Here is a 16354-nt window from a genome sequence, read left to right on the forward strand (position 1 = left end):
GTCCTCCTTGTGCTGGTATGCGGCTCCGCCGCGTGATGGGCGCCGACCGCCGGGCCCCTGACGGGCCGTCGCTCAGCCGTCGTCGCACGGCATTGTCGCGCTCCTCTTCGCGCTCCCGAAGCTCACGCCGGGAAGCACCGACGGAATGTCCACCGTCGCGGTCGCCCGCGTCTGGCCGTCCCCGCACGGGGTGACGCCGACATCCGCCCCGTCCGCCAGCCATCCGCTCACCGCCGCCAGCCCCGCGGCCGCCGGGCTGGTCTGCACCTCGTCGAGCGAGGCCGTACGCGCCGCCGCGCGGGCCGCCGTACCCGCCTGCTGCACGGTGTACGCGGCGAGGCCCAACTGGACGGCGGCCAGCGCGACGAGGAGCAGGACCGGCAGAAAGCCGAGGAACTCGATCGAGGCGGACCCCCGATCGCGACCCCGACCGCGCGCGGCGCGCGCCCCGCGCCCGGCACCCGCCGCGCGAACCACCGCCCCGCGCCCGCTCACGGCCCCGCGCCCGGTCACCGGCTCAGCCCCGGCCATCGCCTCACACCCCCTCCGCCTGCTCATCCACCGCCCCCGCGGTCCCCGTCACCGGCCACGGGAAGTCCGCGGCCCCGGGGAAGAGCACCGGGACATGGACCTTCACCGTGGCCTTCCACACCCCGTCGGCGCCCTGGCCGCAGGTGATCTCCGCGCTCTCCTGCCACGCGCCCGGAAGGTCCTTCAGCGCCGCCTCCTGGCAGGCGCCCGCGTCGCCGCCCACCGCGGCGCCCGCTCGGGCGGCCTTGTCGGCGGAGTTGCCCGCCAGGGAGTACGTATAGCCGAGCAGTACGAACTGCCAGATGACGGCCAGCACCACCAGCACCAGCGGCAGCACGCCGAGGAACTCGACCGCGACCTGGCCGCGGTCGCCGCCCCGCTTGCGCTGAAAGCGTCTGGAGGGTGTGGAGGGGACCTCCCGCAGCGACTCCGGACCGGTGCCCGTGCCGTCGCCCGCCGCACCCGCGCCGCCCCCGGCGCCCGAGGCGTCGCCACCCGCTCCTATGGCACGGCGCCGCCGCATACCCGGGAGGGTGCGGTGATCCGCGAGGCCGGGGTGCGCCCCGCGAGGCGCGTGGCCGCCGCCGGGTCCGCCCCCTCTGGGGCCCGCGCCGCCGCCGGGCGCCTCCAGCAGGCCCAGCTCCCCGGCCAGGCCCCACAGCGCCTGCTTGACGGCCGACTTGGCGTCCAGGTCCTGCATCCGGCCCGAGTCGACGGCCGGCTGTAGCTCCTTGAAGCCGGCCGGGACCACCGTACGGGCCATCCGGGCGCCCGTCGCGCGCTCGATCAGCTGCGGCTGGATCTCCGCGCTGCGGGTGTGGCGGTTGACGACGGCGACCGTGTCCTCGGCCTTGCGGACCTGCAACCGGTCCCAGAGCCGGACCATGCGCTTGGCGGCCCGCACCGCGACCACGTCCGGGGTGGTCACCAGCAGCGCGAGGTCGGCGAGTTCGACGGTGGCCGCGCCCGCCGAGGTCATCTGCGTACCGCAGTCGACGATCACCACCTCGAAGCGGGAGCGCAGCGCGCTGACGACCTGCCGGGCGGCGCGGTCGGTGACCTCCTCGCCGCGCTCGCCCTCGCCCGGGGCGAGCAGCAGTCCGATGCCGGTCTGGTGGGTGAACACCGCTTCCTGGAGCACTCGCGGGGTGATGTCGTTGATCTGGGCCAGGTCGGCGATCGACCGCCGGAACTGCACATCGAGGTAGGAGGCGATGTCGCCGGACTGGAGGTCCATGTCGACGAGCGCGACCCTGCGCCCCGCCGCCTGCGCGGCCAGCGCGAGCTGTACGGCGGCGACCGTCGTGCCGACCCCGCCCTTGGCGCCCGCGACGGCGACCAGCTTTCCGCCGGGCCCGGTGGCGAGCGCCTCGCCGCCGCCCCCGAGGTGGCGCCGTACGCCGCCGGCCCACTGGGCGGCGGCCTGGACGCGGGCGGCCAGCTCGTCGTACGACAGCGGCAGCCCGGCGATGCCGCGGGCGCCGGAGTCCATGGCGGCGGAGTAGAGGGCCGGCCCGGCGTCCGCCGTCACCAGCACCACGCCCACGGCCGGGAAGCGCAGCGCTATCTCGCGGATGAGTTCGAGCGCGGGGGCCGGGCCGATGCGCTCATGGACCAGGACGACCTCGGGCAGGTCCTCCAGGGAGGCGGCGGCCAGCGCGGCGAGGGTGTCGAGCAGGCGGGTCGAGTCGCCCACCGGCGGGGACGGTTCGACGCCCGGCAGCTGGCCGAGCAGCCCGCTGAGCGCGCGGGCGGCGTCGGGGTCGCCAACGCCCGGAAGGATTCTGATCGTCACCGGGGCACCGCCTCACTCATGTTCATGCGGCACGCCGCTGGTCGGGTCGTCGTGCCGCTTGTCATTTGTCGCCGTCGTCGCTGTCAAGGGAATAGGTGCGGTCGCGGGGGGAGACGGTGTCGTCGCCGCCGGGGGCGACGAGGGCGAGGCGTACGTGCGAGGCGAAGGACTCGGCGTACGCCACGCGCTGTGCGTCCCTGGTGTCCAGTGCGAAGGTGATGGGCACCGCCTTGTCGAGGCGCCGGGTGTCGTCCTGGTTCGGCTCCAGCGCGGTGAGCTTGCCGACGTCGATGACCTCCGCGCCCGCGACGATCACCTTGGACACCGGATCATCGCGCTGGCTCCTGCCCTCGAAGGTCGCGTAGATGTTGACCTTCGAGCCGGGGTTGATCTTGCCCGCGACGCCGGTCGCCGCGTCGATCATGATGGCGATCTCCTGCTGCCCCGCCTTGAGCGCCGGGCGGTCCACGATCATGTCGTCCTGGAGCAGCGAGCCCTTGCGCAGCGGGGTGACGGCGATCTTGCCGCGTACGTCGGCGAGGTCGGTGACGGCCGTGGACGGCAGCCAGCGCTCGGGCATCGATATCTTCTCGAACTGGCCGGCGTCCAGCGCCTGGTAGGCGAGGACGTCCGACTTGAGCTTGTACGCGGTGGTCTCGGGACCGACCTTCGACTCCACGTCGCGGATGACGGACAGCACTCCGGCGAACGCGCCGCCGGCGCACAGGACCGACAGGAGCAGCAGGATGACTCCGCGGCGCTGGCGTGAATTCATGGACGCACAACCTCGTTCGGGGACTTACCAGCTCGTCAGAGCGGGTCGCTCGGTCTGGGTCAGGGCAAGGATGTCATCGCCGCGCGGCACCGGGGCGGAGCAGAACGCGCAGCGGTCTCCGATGAGTTCGAAGCCGCACCAGTGGCACTCCTCCCTCCGTACGGACGCCACCAGCTGGTAGAGGACCGAGAGGTCCGGGATGGCGGCGGCGAACTCGATCAGCTTGGGGGTGCCCCACCACTGGGCCGACTCGTGTGGCAGCGGCACCTCCTGAACGCCCTGCACCCCCCATCCGGGGGCGAGCTTGACGCCCACCCAGTCGCCGCCCGCGTGGCCGTGGCCATGGCTGTTGAGGCTGCCGCGGGCGACGGTGAGGTGGGTGGCGTACCCGGGCCCGGGCAGCGCGGCCTCGCCGCCCACCTTGACCAGCTGCGGGGTGGGGTGGGCGAGCACGGCGAACTGGGCGCCCGGCACCCAGGACTTGACGTGCGAGGTGAGGCTGACGGGCACCCGGTCCAGCTTGGCGACGGAGCCCAGCAGGGCGCCCGCGTGGACGTAGTGCGTCAGCAGGCGAGCGGCGCAGGCGAGCACGCCGGGGCTGAAGTCGCACACCGACAGCTGGCGCAGCTGACGGGCGACCACGGCGACGGCGAGCGGCGGCAGTTCGAGGGGCAGCAGCGCGATGCGGTCGCTCTCCAGGACCGACCGCACGGTGTGCAGCCGGCGGACGAAGGGCGCGGGGGTGGCCGCGGGGTAGAGCACGATGAGATAGCCCTGCTGGTCGAGCAGGGCGGCGGTCTCGGCGAGCGCGTCGTCCAGCGGTTCGACGTCGGGCGACATCAGCACGACGGCCGACGGGGTCTGGCCGTCGGGCGGCGGAAGCACCAGCTCACGGCTGGTGACTGCTATCGCGGTGGGCACGTCGGCTACCCCGTCTCACGTCGGCGCCGGGGAGAGCGGCGGCCGCAGGTCGTTGCTGCTGTCCTGGTGCATCAGCACTTTATCCACGAAAGCCGCGTGAGAGAACAGTTCCCCTGGGTTACGGGCCCATGCCCACCCTCTTGACAAGACTATTGGTCTGGACCATTTTGAAACGGTCATACGGTGGCCACCGTCCCCAGAGCTCCTCCTTTCAACTCTCCCCCATGGAGGCAGTCGTGGACCGTGCTGCGATATCCCCCGAGAGACCAGGCAGACGAGGCAGACGAGGCAGACCCGGACGCGGACTCACCCGATTCCTCTCCGCCGCCGCGGCGGCCGTGCTCGGGGCGAGCGCCCTGGTCGGCCTCGGCGGCGGCACCGCCGGCGCGGCGGACGCCAACCTCGTACAGAACTCCGGCTTCGAGTCCGGCCTGAGCGGCTGGACCTGCTCCTCCGCCTCCGGCACCACGGTCACGAGCCCGGCGCACGGCGGCTCGTCGGCGCTCAAGGCGACCCCGGCCGGGCAGGACAACGCCCAGTGCGCGCAGACCGTGAGCGTCAAGCCCGACTCCTCGTACACGCTCGGCGCCTGGGTGCAGGGCAGTTACGTCTACCTCGGCGCGAGCGGCACGGGGACGACGGACGTGTCGACCTGGACCCCGTCCGCCTCCGGCTGGCAGCAGCTGACCACCACCTTCAAGACCGGCCCGAACACCACCTCGGTCACCGTCTACACCCACGGCTGGTACGGCCAACCCGCCTACTACGCCGACGACATCAGCCTCACCGGCCCCGGCGGCTCCGACCCCGGCGACCCCGTTCCGGCCGCCCCGACCGGCCTGAAGACGGGCGCGGTCACCTCCTCGTCCGTCGCCCTGTCCTGGACCGCGGCCAGCGGCGCGACCGGCTACAACGTCTACCGCGACGGCACCAAGGTGCAGGCGGTCAGCGGCACCTCCGCGACGGTGACCGGGCTCGCCGCGTCCACCTCGTACCAGTTCCAGGTCACCGCGACCAACGCGGCCGGCGAGTCACCCAGGTCCGCGTCCGTCACCGGCACCACCTCCGCCGGCAGCGGCGGCGGGGGCGGCACCGTCCCCAAGCACGCGGTCACCGGGTACTGGCAGAACTTCAACAACGGCGCGACGGTCCAGAAGATCAGCGATGTCCAGAGTCAGTACGACATCATCGCCGTAGCCTTCGCCGACGCCACCGGCACCCCCGGCGCGGTCACCTTCAACCTTGACTCGGCCGGGCTCGGCGGCTATACGGTCGACCAGTTCAAGGCCGACATCAAGGCCAAGCAGGCGGCGGGCAAGTCCGTCATCATCTCCATCGGCGGCCAGAACGGCACGGTCTCCGTCAACGACTCCACGTCCGCGAACAACTTCGCCAACTCCGTCTACGCGCTGATGCAGCAGTACGGCTTCGACGGCGTCGACATCGACCTCGAGAACGGTCTCAACGCCACCTACATGACGCAGGCCCTGCGCTCGCTCTCCGCCAAGGCCAGCTCGAAGCTCGTGATCACCATGGCCCCGCAGACGATCGACATGCAGTCGACGTCCAACGCCTACTTCCAGACGGCGCTCAACATCAAGGACATCCTCACCGTCGTCAACATGCAGTACTACAACAGCGGCTCGATGCTGGGCTGCGACGGCAAGGTGTACTCCCAGGGCTCCGTCGACTTCCTCACCGCCCTGGCCTGCATCCAGCTGGAGGGCGGCCTCAACCCGTCCCAGGTCGGCCTCGGCCTGCCCGCCTCCACGCGCGGCGCGGGCAGCGGCTATGTCTCCCCGACGATCGTGAACAACGCCCTGGACTGCCTGGCCCGGGGCACGGGCTGCGGCTCGTTCAAGCCCGCGAAGACCTACCCGGCCCTGCGCGGCGCCATGACCTGGTCGACCAACTGGGACGCGCTGGCGGGCAACGCCTGGTCCGGCGCGGTCGGGCCGAAGGTCCACGGGCTGCCGTAGCGCGCCGAGCCATCACCACGGCAGATCGCGCATCAGCTGGACGCGCAGCACGATGAAAGCAACACGGTCGCCGTCAGCAGCACCTTGCTGACGGCGCCGCTGCTCAGAGGATTGGCGCTCTGCCGGCTCGGGCCAGCCGGGCCACCGTATGCCAGCTCATCGGCGACCGTGAGCCGTGCCCGCCGCGCAGACCCTCCTTGAAACCAGTGAGAGAGACGCGCAGCGCAGCCCGGTCACGGACGCGCCACAAGGTCAGGAGGACCCAGGTCACGAGATTGAAGGGAATCAGGACGCGAGGCAGGTTGCGGCGGGCGAGCCAGACGCGGTTACGGGCGCTGAGCCGGTAGAAGGTCGTTTGGCGCTCGCGGATCGCTTCCGCCCACCACAAGGCGTTCGAGGCGAACTGCGTGGGCCGCAGGATCGTCCATGCCATACCGCTGTCCTGGAGCAGCCGCTCGACAGCGAGATTCTCCTCGGCGGGGCCCAGGTGCGGATGGGTCTGAACGGTGATGGACGATACGAGCACCACATGCTCCACCCCGGCCTGCCGGGCGACGTCGAGGATGTCGGCGTCCGGGCCCATGCGCGACGGGAGGAACAGCGCACGCACCCCGTCCAGCGCGGGCTTCAACGTGGCGACCCGGCTGAAATCGCCCTCCACGGCTTCGGCTCCGGCCGGGAAGGCGGACCGCGCGGCGTCGCGCGTGAGACCGCGCAGCGGCCCGGCACCGCTCGTCCGCAACTCCTTCAGCAGGGCGCTTCCTATGTTTCCGGTGGCTCCCGTCACGAGGATCACGGGCACATTCTCCTGTCGCCAGATGGTGATCGTTCCGGCATGAACGCCAAAACTTCAACCTTGCTTCAGGTCAACCATGAGCTTTCTGTCAGGGACTTGACAGGTGCATTGGTCTGGACCACGGTGGATCACATGCCTCAGGGGCCCCTGAACGCGTAGGCGCACCGCTCCCCCCACATCCCCCCACGCTCGGAGGCACCTGTGGCACGCGCACATTCACGTACGCTCCCCCGGAAGCTGCTCGGCGGCATAGCCGTGGCGGCCCTCGCTGCCGGCGGACTGATAGCCGCCAACACCGCGGGCGCGGCCGAGGAGCCCGTCGGCGCCGCGGCCGTCCCCAAGCACGCGGTCACCGGGTACTGGCAGAACTTCGACAACGGCGCGACCGTCCAGAAGCTGGCCGACGTCCAGGACGACTACGACATCATCGCCGTCGCCTTCGCCGACGCCACCACCACGCCCGGCGCGGTCACCTTCAACCTCGACTCCGCCGGCCTCGGCGGCTACAGCGTCGACCAGTTCAAGGCCGACATCAAGGCCAAGCACGCGGCGGGCAAGTCCGTCATCATCTCCATCGGCGGCCAGAACGGCACGGTCTCGATCAGCGACGACGCGTCCGCCAACGCCTTCGCCTCCTCCGTCACCAAGCTCATGGACGAGTACGGCTTCGACGGCGTCGACATCGACCTGGAGAACGGGCTCAACGCCACCTACATGACCAAGGCGCTCAAGGCGATCCACGACAAGAAGAGCGACGTCGTGGTGACGATGGCGCCGCAGACCATCGACATGCAGTCGCCGCAGAACGAGTACTTCAAGACGGCGCTGGCCATCAAGGACTTTCTGACGGTGGTCAACATGCAGTACTACAACAGCGGCTCCATGCTCGGCTGCGACGGCAAGGTCTACTCGCAAGGCTCCGTCGACTTCCTCACCGCCCTGGCCTGCATCCAGCTGGAGAACGGCCTCGACCCGTCCCAGGTCGGCATCGGCGTCCCGGCCTCCACGCGCGGTGCGGGCTCCGGGTATGTGGAGCCGGGGGTGGTCAACGCCGCCCTGGACTGCCTGGCGAAGGGCTCCGGCTGCGGCTCGTTCAAGCCCTCGAAGACGTATCCGGGGCTGCGCGGCGCGATGACCTGGTCGACCAACTGGGACGCGGCGAACGGCAGCGCCTGGTCGAAGGCGGTCGGGCCGCACGTCCACGGTCTGTCGTAGGCCTCCGCCCGTTCGAGGGGGACCGAAAGTTCCCCCTCGGACGGGGAGTTGGGGTGAACCGTGTCGTCAGTGGGTGGCCTTACGGTCATGGCCATGGATCTACGGGGAAAATCTATTGTCATGATGGGGCGGTTCCACAAGCTGCCGCAGGCTACGGCGAAGGCCGGACTGGAGGCGCTGGGCGCGCGGGTGTCGAGTTCGGTGTCCGACAGAACGGACCTGGTCTTCGCCGCGCATGATGTCGCAGGCCGCAAGATCGGAGCGGCGAGCACACGCGGCATTCCGGTCTATGACGCGAAGGCGTTGCGGGCCGTACTCAAGGGGGCGGCCAAGCCCTCGGCGGACCAGGAGGCCGCCACCGATGGGGCAGGGACCTTCGCGGATCACGCGTCGCTGACGTCGGCCGCCGACCCGGCCGCACTGCTCACGGTCCTTCAGGAAGCGGACTGGTCCGCCTTCGCAGCCGAGCGGGACCTGCCGCCGCTCCGGGCCCGGCTGCTGGAGTTCGAGCGCACGCATGGGGTCACCGAGGCGCACCGCTTCGCGACCGACAGGATTCGCGGGCTCGGCGACACGCGGCTCCAGCATCCGTACGGCCATAGCACAGAGATCGAATCGTCCGCCCTCAGCCCGTGCGGACGCTATCTGGCCACCGGAAGCTGGGTCGGCGACGACTACCACCGCGGTGGTGCGCTGCAGATCTGGGAGGTCGCCAGTGGCCGCTGCGTCAACAGGCTCCAGCGCATCGAAGGCGGCGTCGGCTGGCCCGATTACGACGATGCCATCCAGTGGTCGGCCGACAGCACCCGCGTCGGGCTCGCCTACAACACCAACCAGGTTGGGGTGTTCGACCCGTTCGAGACCCACACCACCAATACCTATCCGCTGGCCAGCGCGTCGGTGACAAACGGGGCCAGCCGGCCGCCGACGTGGGCGCTGGCGCCCGACGGGCGGCGCGCGTTCATCTCGTCCGGCTCCCCCTGTTCGATCAAGGGCTGTGTCGTTCCACTGGAGGCGGGCCATCTGTACTGGTTGCCCGGCTACGCACCCCCCTCGCACCCTTATCTGCTGCCCGAGACGCTTCCCGAGGAATTCGGGCACGAGGAAGACGGGCTGTGGCTGGACGACGGGGTCGGTTGGTCGCGGGACGGCGCCCGGCTGTACGCGTACGACGCCCGGCACAAGCGGGATCTGGTCATCGACCTGGCCACCAAGCAGGTCGGCTGGGCGGCTGAGGAGGACGAACCAGAGGCGGCCGTGGGGAAGGGCGGCGCGGGCGGGGTGCGGGTCTCCGTGGACTCGACCCGTGTGACCTTCCGCCGGCCCGACACCGGAGGGGAGTTGGGCGACTTCACCTTCCTCCGTGAACCACCGGGCCCCCGGCTCCTGGAGGACGACTACGTACTCGAACAGCGCAACGTGAACTTCGCCCTGGACGACCACACCTGGTGTGCGGCGTTCGAGGAGGGTGTGGTCATCGCGCCTCCGGACCGCAGGGAAGACCTGGAGGCGGTGCTGACCTGGTCGGTCGACCGGCGTTTCGCCTGGCCGGTGCGGTGGGGCGGGCTCGATGTCGTACCGGACGTACGGACCGCCGCCGAACGGCTCGGGAAGGACGGTCTCGGCTACTTCGTCCGGGAGTACGTGGAGAGGATGGAACCCGCCAGGGCCCAGGAAGACGGGGCGTGGCCGCCGCCCAACACCGCGACGATGGATGACCTGTTCACAGCGGTGAAGGATTCCGTCTCCGAGCTCGGGAGCAACTGGAACTTCGCGGTGAACGAGTACCTGACTGACGCGGCCCGGCTCCGGGCGCGGCGGGGGGATCCCGAAGGCGCCGCGGAACTGCTCGAGGCGATACCCGGTACGGACGAGCGCGTCGCGGCCTCGGCTCAGGTGGCCATGATCCTGGCCCGCGCGGGACGGACCGAGCAGGCGCGGGCCGTCTTCGCCTTCGCCGAGCCGAGGGCGGAGGCTGCCCTCGGAAAGCACAACGTCGCGAACGTCGCCTCCTCGGTGGCCGGCGCCTACCAGGCCCTGGGCGACGAGGCCGCCGCCGACGCGTGGTTCGCCCGCGCACGCGATGCCATCGAGCCGGAGACCAACCCATGGGAGAACCGTCTCGCGGTCATCTGGGCGCTCACCGAGTGCGGGCGCGTGGACGAGGCCCGGTCGATATGGACGTCCTCCGAGGACCGGCTCAACAGCTTCCGCTCCGAGCCGTGGCTGCTCTGTCTGCTGAGCACCGACCGGCTCGACATCGCGGAAGAGTTCCTGGAAGCGTGCGTCCCGCCCGGGGACCGGCCGTCGAGCATGATCAAGGCACTGGTCGAGCTCGGCCGGCCCGATCTGCTCCGCTCGTGGCTCTCCGACTCGTGGTACATACCGGACGAGGACTACGAGCGGGCCCAGGCGATCGCCGACGGCGCCCCGCGGCGGTCCCTGCCGCCGACGCCGACCGAGGAGGACATCGTGGCCCTCGCCGAAGCGCACGCCAAGCTGCTCAAGACGCCGCGTGCCAAACGCCAGAGGCCGACCGTGGAGCTCATCGAGCAGGCCGCGGACTGTGGGCACCTCAGCGCCGTGCTGGACCTGCTCGGCGACCTTCCGGCGCATGATTTCAACGACCGGCCGAAAGCCGCGTTCTCCGCGCTGTGGCGCGCCGCCACAGGCCACTACCAGGCCCAGTGTTGACGCCCGCCTGACCCTCGGCCCGCCGTCTCTCCGTCGGGCTACCGCAGTTCGTCGAGCCAGCGCACGATGGCCGCGGTGGCCCGGACGTTGGAGCCCAGGTGGCGGGAGCCGTTGTAGTCGACGGCGCCCAGGTCGACGACCGGCGCGGCCACGCCGTGGCGGGCGAACGCGGTCCGGCAGTGCGCGGTGTTGGTGACGGTCGCCTGCTCGTCGCCGCTCGCCATGTAGAGGCGGGTCGGCACGCGGGGCACCCAGTCGCAGACGTCGTCGGTGGTGCGCAGGGCGGCGGCCATGGGGCCGGTCGGGTGGGCGAGCAGGTCGCGGCCATGGGCGGTGAGCAGCTTGTCGAGGGTGTCCGGGGTGCCCTCCATGAGCTGCCGGCCGGTGTGGGCGCCGTCGAACAGGGCCTCGATGGTGTCGGCGTACGGCGCCTGGAACACCTCGGCCGGGCTGTCGTAGAGGTGGTGCAGCCGGTTGAAGGCGACCAGGGTGTAGGCCGCGTACAGCACGCTCGACTTGGGTTCGAGCTCACCGGCGAGCAGCGCGGGCAACTCCGCGCCGCCGAAGTCGTACGCCCCGCTGACCGGGGCCAGCGCGCCCAGCCGGAACCAGGGGTCCTCACTCGACTGCAGGGCCCTGGCCAGCCCCATCGCCGCCGAGGCGCCCTGGGAGAAACCGGTGACCGCCACCTCGCGGTCCAGGGTGCGGCCGGTGCGGGGCGCGAAGGCGCGGGCGGCGCGCAGCAGGTCCAGGGACGCGGTGGTCTCGGAGGGGACGTCCATCCAGGGGTGCGGTCCCGGGCCAACACCCATGCCGAGGTAGTCGGGGGCGATGCCCGCGTACCCGGCGGACGCGTAGGTGATCGGCGGCGCGGGCAGGAAGCCGCCGGTCTGCATCGACGGCGAGTCCATCTTGTGGCTGCCGGTGCCGTGTGCGAAGGACACGGGCCGCAGCCGGCCCTCGCGGCCGCGCGGCAGGACCAGCAGCCCGCTCGCGGTGGTGGGCCGACCGTACGGGTCGACGGTGCGGTACACGAGCCGGTAGGCGTCGACGCCGTACCGGACAGTGCCGGCGTCGAACTTGGCGGCGGTCAGCAGGGCGGCGACGTCCTCGGGTTTCTCCAGCGTGTAGAGGAAGTCGGCGGAGACCAGGGTGCCCCGGCCGGACGAGCGCGCCTCGTCGGACGCCACCGCGGTCGCCGCCCCTCCGGGAGCGGCGGCCACGGCCGGGGCGGCGGATCCGGCCAGCAGCAGCGCGGCGCACAGGGCCGCCGCCCGGGTGCCGGTCCCGGCACCCGTTCCGGTACGCCTCGATCGGGTGCGGCCTGGCGTGTTGCGCATGAGGTCCTCGTTTCTCCCATCGGTGATCAGGACCTCAGCCTCGCGCGGGGCGCTCCCGGGACGCACTGGTGCCAGCCCCCCGGCCCGGCCTCGGGGAATCCCGACGAGGCGGACCGGGGTGCCGAACGCGTGCGCGGGTCAGGGCTTGGGCAGCTCACACCCCGCCAGGTTCAGGTTGATCTTGTTGCCCGCGGCGACGCACTTGGTGATGCCGTAGGTCTCCTGGGCGTAGTTGATTCCCTTGCGCACCGTCACGGTCCCGTTGGCGTCGACCTCGCACGGGTTGTTGAGGGTGCACCGGCCGCCGTCCTCGTTGCCCGTGTTGTTGATGGCGACGACCTTGCCGGTGGCGGAGTCGACGACAGGCGAGCCCGAGGTTCCCCCGATCGTGTTACAGGCGGAGGTGTAACGGACCGAATCCTTCCAGGTCCATTCATCCTCTTTAAGACGGTAGACAAACCCGTCGATATTGCAGGAGTAGATCTTCTTCCAGTAGCCGGAGACCACATTGATGCCAGTGCCCTGGACCGGGTGGCTGTCCGACAGTTGCAGTGCCTTGATGCCGTACGACTGCTGGATCTGGGCGTACGTCGAGCTCAGCTGGTACAGCGACACATCCGTGTCGGTCATCGTCGCGTACGCGATCTTGGTGGCCCGGAGCGTGGCGACGCCGCTGCCGGAGCTGTTGAGCAGGGTGAAGCTCCGGGTGGACGCCTTGTCGACGATCACCTGTCCGGCGGCCGGCATACCGCTCTCCAGGCAGTGGCCGTTCGACATCACGAACGCCCGGTCGCTGTCGGCCGAGTTCGGCATCCGTACCACCGAGCCGGAGCAGTTGCTCAGCGCCACGGTCCCGGCGAAGTCGACCGCCTTGACCCGGTCCGTGTCGGGGGCGGCCGCGGCCGGGGCGGCGCCCGCGGTCGCGAGGCCCGCGCCGCCCAGCAGCAGCGCGGACAGCGCGCCGATCAGAGGTCTGCGCATGTGGTTCCCCTCCCATGACGAGGCTTCGGACCGCGCCGCGATGGTCACGTCGCGGCGGCCCGGCCTGAAGCCGCACGAATGTTCCCTCGGCTTCGACCATTTCCCACCCTTGACCATGTCATGCGCATGGCCGAACACTGGCGCAGCAGTCGCTTCGCCTCACACCCCCCAGGAGAATTCATGCGACTTCGCATCCGCGGCAGACGGGCCACCGCCCTCACCGCCCTGCTGACCCTCGCCCTCGCGGCGCCCGTAGCGGCCCAGGCCGACGGCCCGGGCTCCGCGCCCAGGGCCGCCGCCACAGCCGATACCTCGGCCGACACCTCGGCCGACACCTCGGCCGACGAGAGCGTGCGGCAGTACGAGATCTCGGGCCCCGCCACCCCGGCCGAGCGCGGCGCCGTCGCCGCCACCGGAGTGTCCATCGACGAGGTGGACGCCCGTTCCGTGGTGGTCACCGCCGACGCGGCCCAGGCCCGTAAGCTGCGCTCGCTCGGCTATGAGCTCAGCCCCCTGGCCACCCCGCCGGCCCGCACCGAGGGCCGGGCCCTCCAGCCCTTCGACTTCCCCTCCGCGGACGCGAAGTACCACAACTACGCGGAGGCCAACACCGAGATCAACGCCGCGGTCGCCAAGTACCCGAGCATCCTGAGCAAGCGGGTCATCGGCAAGTCGTACGAGGGCCGCGACATCGTCGCGCTCAAGATCAGCGACAACGTGGCCACGGACGAGTCCGAGCCCGAGGTGCTGTTCACCGCCCACCAGCACGCCCGCGAGCACCTCACCGTCGAGATGGCCCTCTACCTGGTGCGCGATTTCACCCAGGGCTACGGCAGCGACTCCCGGGTCACCAACCTGGTCAACAGCCGTGAGATCTGGATCGTCCCGGATGTGAACCCGGACGGCGGCGAGTACGACATCGCGACCGGCTCCTACCGCAGCTGGCGCAAGAACCGCCAGCCCAACTCCGGCTCCTCCAACGCGGGCACCGACCTGAACCGCAACTGGGACTTCAAGTGGGGCTGCTGCGGCGGCTCCTCCGGCTCCACCGGCTCCGAGACCTACCGCGGCGCCAAGGCCGAGTCCGCCCCCGAGGTGAAGGTCGTCGCGGACTTCGCGCGCAGCCGCGTCGTCGGCGGCAAGCAGCAGATCAAGGCCGCCATCGACTTCCACACCTACAGCGAGCTGGTGCTGTGGCCGTTCGGCTGGACGTACAACGACACCGCGACCGGCATGACGCAGGACGACCACGACGCCTTCGCCGCGGTCGGCAAGAAGATGGCCGCGAGCAACGGCTACACCCCCGAGCAGTCGAGCGAGCTGTACATCACGGACGGGACGATCGACGACTGGCTGTGGGGCACCCAGAAGGTCTTCGCGTACACCTTCGAGATGTACCCGAGCTCCAGCGGCGCGGGCGGCTTCTACCCGCCCGACGAGGTGATCGAGCGGGAGACCTCCCGTAACCGCGACGCGGTGCTCCAGCTCCTGGAGAACGCGGACTGCATGTACCGCTCCATCGGCAAGGAAGCGCAGTACTGCGCCTGAGCCGAGCCGTACGGCACGACGCGGGCGCCGTCCCGGCGGGGGAATCCGCCGGGACGGCACCCTTGAGCCGTTCTGTCAGCGCGCGTTGCGCATCCCGACGATGTATGCCGCGGTAAGCGCGACGGCACGGTCTTCGTCATGTGACAGGTCTTCGAGGGCACGTGACGCCGTGCTCCCCGGGATATCCGCGAGCGCCTGTGTCAGCCGTCGACGTGCGGATGATTCAACGGTGCCGTGGGCGAGGCAGGCAACGAGCCCGGCGGCGATCTGATCCGCCAACGCGGGATCACGCGCCAGCGCGCTCAGCGCATCGGCCGCATCGACGTCATTCGTCTCCCCGACGACCATGACGACCATATCGATGAGCGTCGGAACCGCGTCGGCTACCCCACGTGCCCCGAGCGCCAGAGCCGCATACCTGCGGACCACGATGTCGGGGTTCGCGAGGGCGTCCTCCAGCAGGGCGGTCGCCTCACTGTTCGGAATCTCAGCGATGGACTGGACGGCACGTTTGCGCACCTCGGCCACTGGTGAGCCGAGGCCCTCCGCCAGCAGCGCCAATCCGTCATGGCCCGATTGCGCCAAAGCCCATCGAAGGGCTCCGGCGACGTTCGCGTCCGTCTCGCTCAGCGCCGCCTCGACCAGTGCCTCCACCGGCACCGGAACCTCTTCAACCGAGGACAAGGCCGCGCGCTGGCGTTTACCGGCGCTCTCCGACCCCAACGCCTGGAGGAGCGCCACGATCTGGAGGACGTCCTCCCAACCGGCGGGTTCCGCGGCACCGATCCGACGGAGTCGCGTGAGCAGCTCCGTCTCACCCGCAATGCGTTCTCGCGTCTGGCGGATGAGGTCGTCGACGAGCTCTGCGGGCGTAAAGCCGGGATCATCGAGCGCGCGCCCGACTTCTCGCAGCGACAGCCCCAATGAGCGCAGGCTCTCGATATGGAAGATCCGCCGGATGTCCTCACCGGAGTACTCCCGATAGCCGGCGTCGGTACGTTCCGTTGGCCGCACCAGGCCGAGCGCGTCGTAATGTCTGAGCATGCGGGCGCTTACCCCGGACCGTCGTGCCACATCACCGATCAACACTGCCCCTCACCCTTCCTGGCCGGTCGTGCCGAGGGCTACGACGCGCTTCGCCTCCTCGATCGCGAACTCGAATCCGGCATCCGGGTCGCGCAACAGCCGTTCCGTGGCGATCGCGTGTGCGCGCACGCGAGGGGCGGGATGCGTCATCGCAGCGCGCAGAGTCGGCAGAACCACCTCACCGAGCGCGATCAGCGCCCGGCTGAGGCTCAGCTGCGTCTCACGTTCGCCGCGCCCGAGCTGTGTCGACAATACTGCGGCCAACTCGGGCTCTTCACCTTCGGGCACGAGCACGACGGCTGCCCGCCAGGCGCTCCGCGCCACCTCGTCGTCGGCGTCGGACAGCAGCGCCCGGGTGATCGCCGGCCACGCTTGCCGATCCCCGATCTTGGACAGCGTGTGCAACGCCTGACTTCGTGCCTGCGCACGCTCCGCGCGGAGTTCATTGAGCAGTTCTGGGACCGTCGTTGACGCTGAGTGGCGGGTGAGTGCCCACGTGAGCATTTCGCGCACAGAGAACTCGGGTTCGATCGCGCATCGTTCGATGAGCTTGTCGATGAACCGCGGGTCAGGGGTCGTGCCGACCGCCAGCGCCGCCCGCAGCCGCACTGACGAGCGGCTGTCCTCCAGCCCCTGGAGCGCTCGAATCGTGTCCGTGCCCTGTTTCGGCCTGGTCATCGGGACCACCTCCTG

13 protein-coding genes are annotated in these 16354 nt (G+C 70.6%); 4 read left to right on the plus strand and 9 right to left on the minus strand.

Annotated elements, in window-relative coordinates; all coding sequences use genetic code 11:
* Positions 1–72: 72 nt before the first annotated feature.
* The 4 genes from ACWY4P_RS20000 to ACWY4P_RS20015 all read right to left on the minus strand — a co-directional run bounded on the left by ACWY4P_RS20000 (position 73) and on the right by ACWY4P_RS20015 (position 4022).
* Positions 73–531 carry a TadE/TadG family type IV pilus assembly protein gene (locus ACWY4P_RS20000; RefSeq protein WP_456211902.1) on the minus strand — a complete coding sequence of 153 codons (459 nt, stop codon included), beginning with the start codon at positions 529–531 and terminating at the stop codon, positions 73–75.
* A 4-nt stretch (positions 532–535) separates the two neighbouring features.
* Entirely contained in the window at positions 536–2326 is a 1791-nt protein-coding gene (locus ACWY4P_RS20005; RefSeq protein WP_456211903.1) for an AAA family ATPase, read from the minus strand.
* 61 nt (positions 2327–2387) lie between these two features.
* Positions 2388–3101 carry a Flp pilus assembly protein CpaB gene (cpaB, locus tag ACWY4P_RS20010; RefSeq protein ID WP_456211904.1) on the minus strand — a complete coding sequence of 238 codons (714 nt, stop codon included), beginning with the start codon at positions 3099–3101 and terminating at the stop codon, positions 2388–2390.
* A 24-nt stretch (positions 3102–3125) separates the two neighbouring features.
* Positions 3126–4022 carry a hypothetical protein gene (locus tag ACWY4P_RS20015; RefSeq protein ID WP_456211905.1) on the minus strand — a complete coding sequence of 299 codons (897 nt, stop codon included), beginning with the start codon at positions 4020–4022 and terminating at the stop codon, positions 3126–3128.
* Between the two features lie 236 nt (positions 4023–4258).
* Here ACWY4P_RS20015 and ACWY4P_RS20020 point away from each other — a divergent pair, with 236 nt between their 5' ends.
* Positions 4259–6001 carry a chitinase gene (locus ACWY4P_RS20020; RefSeq protein ID WP_456211906.1) on the plus strand — a complete coding sequence of 581 codons (1743 nt, stop codon included), beginning with the start codon at positions 4259–4261 and terminating at the stop codon, positions 5999–6001.
* Positions 6002–6104: 103 nt separating this feature from the next.
* Here ACWY4P_RS20020 and ACWY4P_RS20025 read toward each other — a convergent pair whose 3' ends face one another.
* On the minus strand, positions 6105–6797 hold the full coding sequence (locus ACWY4P_RS20025) for an SDR family oxidoreductase (protein WP_456211907.1): 693 nt from the start codon (positions 6795–6797) through the stop codon (positions 6105–6107).
* 201 nt (positions 6798–6998) lie between these two features.
* On the opposite strand from ACWY4P_RS20025, the gene ACWY4P_RS20030 reads away from it, so the two are divergent.
* Both ACWY4P_RS20030 and ACWY4P_RS20035 read left to right on the plus strand, forming a co-directional pair.
* On the plus strand, positions 6999–8012 hold the full coding sequence (locus ACWY4P_RS20030) for a chitinase (protein ID WP_456211908.1): 1014 nt from the start codon (positions 6999–7001) through the stop codon (positions 8010–8012).
* A gap of 93 nt (positions 8013–8105) precedes the next feature.
* Positions 8106–10706, plus strand: a complete 2601-nt coding sequence (locus ACWY4P_RS20035) for a hypothetical protein (protein ID WP_456211909.1) — start codon at positions 8106–8108, stop codon at positions 10704–10706.
* A 38-nt stretch (positions 10707–10744) separates the two neighbouring features.
* Here the strand turns inward: ACWY4P_RS20035 and ACWY4P_RS20040 are convergent, their stop codons facing one another.
* Together ACWY4P_RS20040 and ACWY4P_RS20045 are read right to left on the minus strand one after the other, a co-directional pair.
* Entirely contained in the window at positions 10745–12046 is a 1302-nt protein-coding gene (locus ACWY4P_RS20040; protein ID WP_456211910.1) for an alpha/beta hydrolase family protein, read from the minus strand.
* Positions 12047–12184: 138 nt separating this feature from the next.
* Positions 12185–13027: a S1 family peptidase gene (locus ACWY4P_RS20045; protein WP_456211911.1), complete on the minus strand. Its 843-nt coding sequence runs from the start codon at positions 13025–13027 to the stop codon at positions 12185–12187.
* Positions 13028–13207: 180 nt separating this feature from the next.
* Here ACWY4P_RS20045 and ACWY4P_RS20050 point away from each other — a divergent pair, with 180 nt between their 5' ends.
* Positions 13208–14575 carry a M14 family metallopeptidase gene (locus ACWY4P_RS20050; protein ID WP_456211912.1) on the plus strand — a complete coding sequence of 456 codons (1368 nt, stop codon included), beginning with the start codon at positions 13208–13210 and terminating at the stop codon, positions 14573–14575.
* A 75-nt stretch (positions 14576–14650) separates the two neighbouring features.
* Here the strand turns inward: ACWY4P_RS20050 and ACWY4P_RS20055 are convergent, their stop codons facing one another.
* Both ACWY4P_RS20055 and ACWY4P_RS20060 read right to left on the minus strand, forming a co-directional pair.
* On the minus strand, positions 14651–15664 hold the full coding sequence (locus tag ACWY4P_RS20055) for a MerR family transcriptional regulator (protein ID WP_456211913.1): 1014 nt from the start codon (positions 15662–15664) through the stop codon (positions 14651–14653).
* 6 nt (positions 15665–15670) lie between these two features.
* On the minus strand, positions 15671–16339 hold the full coding sequence (locus ACWY4P_RS20060; protein ID WP_456211914.1) for a HEAT repeat domain-containing protein: 669 nt from the start codon (positions 16337–16339) through the stop codon (positions 15671–15673).
* Between the last annotated feature and the right edge of the window lie 15 nt (positions 16340–16354).

The sequence above is a fragment of the Streptomyces sp. LZ34 genome, assembly GCF_053890475.1.

What these genes read in the sequence shown, in the direction of transcription:
- ACWY4P_RS20000 (WP_456211902.1), bottom strand. Translation starts at nt 531, where the DNA reads ATGGCCGGGGCTGAGCCGGTGACCGGGCGCGGGGCCGTGAGCGGGCGC.
- cpaB (WP_456211904.1), bottom strand. Translation starts at nt 3,101, where the DNA reads ATGAATTCACGCCAGCGCCGCGGAGTCATCCTGCTGCTCCTGTCGGTC.
- ACWY4P_RS20035 (WP_456211909.1), top strand. Translation starts at nt 8,106, where the DNA reads ATGGATCTACGGGGAAAATCTATTGTCATGATGGGGCGGTTCCACAAG.
- ACWY4P_RS20040 (WP_456211910.1), bottom strand. Translation starts at nt 12,046, where the DNA reads ATGCGCAACACGCCAGGCCGCACCCGATCGAGGCGTACCGGAACGGGT.
- ACWY4P_RS20045 (WP_456211911.1), bottom strand. Translation starts at nt 13,027, where the DNA reads ATGCGCAGACCTCTGATCGGCGCGCTGTCCGCGCTGCTGCTGGGCGGC.
- ACWY4P_RS20050 (WP_456211912.1), top strand. Translation starts at nt 13,208, where the DNA reads ATGCGACTTCGCATCCGCGGCAGACGGGCCACCGCCCTCACCGCCCTG.
- ACWY4P_RS20060 (WP_456211914.1), bottom strand. Translation starts at nt 16,339, where the DNA reads ATGACCAGGCCGAAACAGGGCACGGACACGATTCGAGCGCTCCAGGGG.